At 51.2% G+C, this 3,888-nt stretch carries 2 protein-coding genes; both read right to left on the bottom strand.

Annotation, left to right across the window (positions count from 1 at the left end; all coding sequences use genetic code 11):
- Positions 1 to 42 precede the first annotated feature (42 nt).
- Positions 43 to 675: a DUF1287 domain-containing protein gene (locus C7B77_RS25725; protein ID WP_106311686.1), complete on the bottom strand. Its 633-nt coding sequence runs from the start codon at positions 673 to 675 to the stop codon at positions 43 to 45.
- Positions 676 to 1,059: 384 nt separating this feature from the next.
- Positions 1,060 to 3,804, bottom strand: a complete 2,745-nt coding sequence (locus C7B77_RS25720; RefSeq protein ID WP_106311683.1) for a cation-translocating P-type ATPase — start codon at positions 3,802 to 3,804, stop codon at positions 1,060 to 1,062.
- Positions 3,805 to 3,888: the final 84 nt, after the last annotated feature.

Here is a 3,888-nt window from a genome sequence, read left to right as displayed (position 1 = left end):
ATCTTAATTATTTTGACAAAGCAATAATATATTTATGTAGATTTAAAAATAGCGATAATGTCCGATCTGTTTCCAGACAAAGAGGACATCTTCGACTTTAGTACCACTACCAACATTGTGGACGATCGCCAGTCGATCGGGTGCGACGCGAATATTGCTAACGATGCCGATGTGTTGTTGTCCGTCGCTAAAGCCCCAAGTTACGATATCGCCTGGTTGATAATCGCGACCATTATTGGTAATCGGGACGGCTTTACCGCGACGTTGGAGCCACGTCATCAAATTAGGTACGCGGCGATGGTCGATATTGGCGTCGGGAGCCTTGGCACCCCAATTGCGGGGGTATGCGGCAAAGTTGCGCTGCATATCGCGATGGACTTCTGCTTGCAGGTCGATTTTTACCGCTCTAAAGGCGCGAATAATGACATCGGTACAAACGCCAGTAGTCATGGGGACATCGCCGCCGGGATAGGCGAGTTTTACATAAGCCGGATCGTAGCTGCGGGTAATTTTGGTTTGAGCGATCGCATTGTCAAGGATCTGCTGAATTTTGGGGGACTGAATTGGGACGATCGTGGATGTGGGAGTAGTAAGTTGGGTGAATTGTTTGTTGCAACTAACTAATAATAATGCTGAGAATAAAGCTAAAATCCCACTGCTCGATCGTCTATTCATAAATTGCCGATTTGTCCCCAAATCTACAGGATACGATCGACTACAAAACTCTGCGGTTAGATTCCCGATTGTTAAGAGAAAAAAGTCGTCCCCAATTTAGATTAGGAACGATCGCAAATTAGAGAGAAAACTTGGGAATTGACAGGCATAGGGTGTGTTTCTGCATCAGCAAAACGCACCGCTCCTCTTCCGATCGATCCTGAACGGTGCGTTACCCTCCGATATTCTTACAAATCCAATAGAACTGCCATGGAACCGATTTGAGATCTTCTGGTGGGGGAGGGCGGGTTCGCTCGATCTCGCTCGGTACAATCGATAGTTGCTAGCATAAACCCGCCCCTACAGATCCATAATTATTGATACATATACATTTGAGTTCTATATTTACTCGATCGGGTCGAAACGATCGAGAAGCTTGACAACAATGACGACAGGCAAACTTATAGCCACGCTCCGGGCTGCACGATCGAAGCTCAGAGGCACTGTTTGGAACAATTGATTCATCACGCTCCATTCCACAAATATCCATTGCAACACCAGGATCGTGGCAATGCCGATCGCTGGTATATAGGCAATCGGACGGCGACGATCTCGTAATTTGGCAAAAATGGAGGGGACAAACTGGGTAATACTCAGCAGATAAAAGGCTTCGGCGGAGATGAGTGTATTGACTGCCATCGTGCGGGACACGGCGATATTGCCGATCGTTTGCTGCGCCCATCCAAAGCTACCAAAGACGGCGATGACATTAAACAGCGAAATGATGACGATCCGACGCAGTAGGCGTGCCGTGAGGAGGGGTTCGTTGGGGTTGCGCGGTGGCAACTTCATCACGGCGGTGGACTTGGGTTCAAAGGCGAGGGGAATGGTGAGAGCCGTAGCACTAACCATATTGATCCAGAGAATTTGTAACGGCAGAATCGGTAAAGCCGTCCCCATTAATACACCTGCTAAGATCGTCAAACCTTCGCCCCCATTGACTGGCAGGGCGAAGGCGATCGCGCGGAGCAGATTTTGATAGACCGTTCGCCCCTCTTCGACAGCAGCGGCGATCGAGGCAAAGTTATCGTCGGTTAAGATCATCGCGGCGGCTTCTTTAGACACTTCGGTGCCTGTAATGCCCATGGCGATGCCCAAATCCGCTTGCTTGAGGGCGGGGGCGTCGTTGACTCCATCGCCCGTCATGGCGACGATCTCGCCCTTGGCTTGGAGGGCTTCAACTAGGCGCAATTTCTGTTCGGGAGCCACCCTTGCAAATACGTTGCCCGATGCGGCGGCGTTAGCAAATTCGCCATCGCTCATCTGGCTCAGATCGCTTCCCGAATAGGACTCAATTTCCGCACCTTGGCTCAATTGCATCATCCCAGCGATCGCCGTGGCTGTGAGTACGTGGTCGCCTGTAATCATCTTGACTTTAATTCCGGCGGCTTGGCAATCCCTCACGGCGGCAATTGCAGCGGTTCGGGGCGGATCGAGCATTCCTTGCAAACCGAGAAAAACTAGTCCTCGATCGACATCTCCATGCGATAGCGGTTGGGGTAAACTCGTTACCGACTTAGTAGCAAATGCCAGCACTCGCAATCCCTGCTGTGCCATTTCATCCGCTTGGCGTTCGATCCGCACGCGATCTAGATCGATGGACTGTCCGCGCTCGTCGAGCATTCGATCGCATCGCTGGAGAATGGCTTCAGTGGAGCCTTTGACGTAGATTGATTTCTCATTACGATCGGTTTGATGCAATGTTGCCATGTACTGATACTGAGACTCAAATGGAATCACATCCAACCTCGGCATTTTGGCTGCTAAGTCTTCAACATTTAACCCCGCTTTTTGGGCAGCAACAATCAAGGATGCTTCAGTGGGGTCGCCAACGATTTTATATTGTCCGTCGGGTTGCGGCTGGAGATGGGAATCATTGCACAATAGTCCGGCTGTGAGACATTCATTTAGGGCTGGTGCGCTGGCAAGATCGATCGGTCGATCCTCTGCTAAAATCTCTCCATCGGGGTCGTAACCTACGCCTGTCACTCGGTACGCGCGATTCTCATTCTGAGAGGCTGCGCCAACGCCAGCAAAAATCGCCTGTACTGTCATCTGGTTTTCGGTCAGCGTTCCGGTTTTATCCGAACAAATTACAGTCGTACTGCCGAGTGTTTCTACTGCTGCTAGTTTGCGGACGATCGCATTGCGCCTAGCCAACCGCGACACGCCAATAGCTAGGGTAATTGTGACGATCGCGGGTAAGCCTTCGGGAATAGCTGCTACGGCAAAAGCGACTGTGGTCGTAAATACTTCTACCCAAGATTCATTTTGCGGCAGAGCCACCAAGAAATTCAGTACCGCTAGCCCCAAGACAATATACAGCAGCTTTTTACTGAATTTGCCGAGCTTGCGGGTAATGGGTGTCTCTACATCCGTGCTCTGCTCCATCAATTGCGAGATCCGCCCCGTCTCGGTGGCATTGGCGATCGCGACGACCAAACCCTGTCCCTGTCCCGAAGTTACCAGGCTGCCCATATAGGCCATACAGGTGCGTTCGGCTAGGGCGACGCCTGTCTCTAGTGGCTGCGTGTCTTTTTGAATCGGTACCGATTCGCCAGTCAATCCCGACTCATCGACGGTGAGGTTGCTAACTTCTACCAACCGCAAATCGGCAGGGATTTTATCTCCCGCCGCGAGCTGGACTAAATCTCCTGGTACCAATCGATCGGCGGGAACGCGCTGGGTGCGACCGTCGCGAATGAGGGTGGTTTCGGTAGTTACCGACTTAGCTAGTGCGGCGATCGCACTTTCGGCTCTAGATTCTTGGACGAAGCCGATAATGGCGTTGATAATCGTGACTCCAAAAATTACGCCAGAGTCGATCCATTCTTGTAAAAAAGCGGTGACGACTCCAGCCGCGAGCAAGATATACAACAGGGGCTGATTGAATTGCAACAAAAACCGCACCCAAGCACTTTTTCCTGGCTTACCGACTAGTTGATTGGCACCAAGTCGATGGTGTCGCTGCTCGGCATCGGCAACAGTCAATCCCCTATGCAGATCGCTATTGAGGCTTCGAGCAGTTTCCGGCACTGACAGGGCGTGCCATTGGCTTTCGCGCACATTTTTGGTTGCCGTTATTGTCATGGGATTTTGGATTTTAGAAGAGTGCTTAGTTTTGAGTTACTGGTGCTAGGAGAACCCGGATCTGGGGGGTCTCCCCCCAGACCC

It is taken from the genome of Chamaesiphon polymorphus CCALA 037 (assembly GCF_003003845.1).
Taxonomy (GTDB): Bacteria; Cyanobacteriota; Cyanobacteriia; order Cyanobacteriales; family Chamaesiphonaceae; genus Chamaesiphon; species Chamaesiphon polymorphus.
This window is presented reverse-complemented; position numbering and strand designations above follow the sequence as displayed.

Coding starts and splice junctions, on each gene's coding strand:
- C7B77_RS25725 (WP_106311686.1), bottom strand. CDS start 675: ATGAATAGACGATCGAGCAGTGGGATTTTAGCTTTATTCTCAGCATTA.
- C7B77_RS25720 (WP_106311683.1), bottom strand. CDS start 3,804: ATGACAATAACGGCAACCAAAAATGTGCGCGAAAGCCAATGGCACGCC.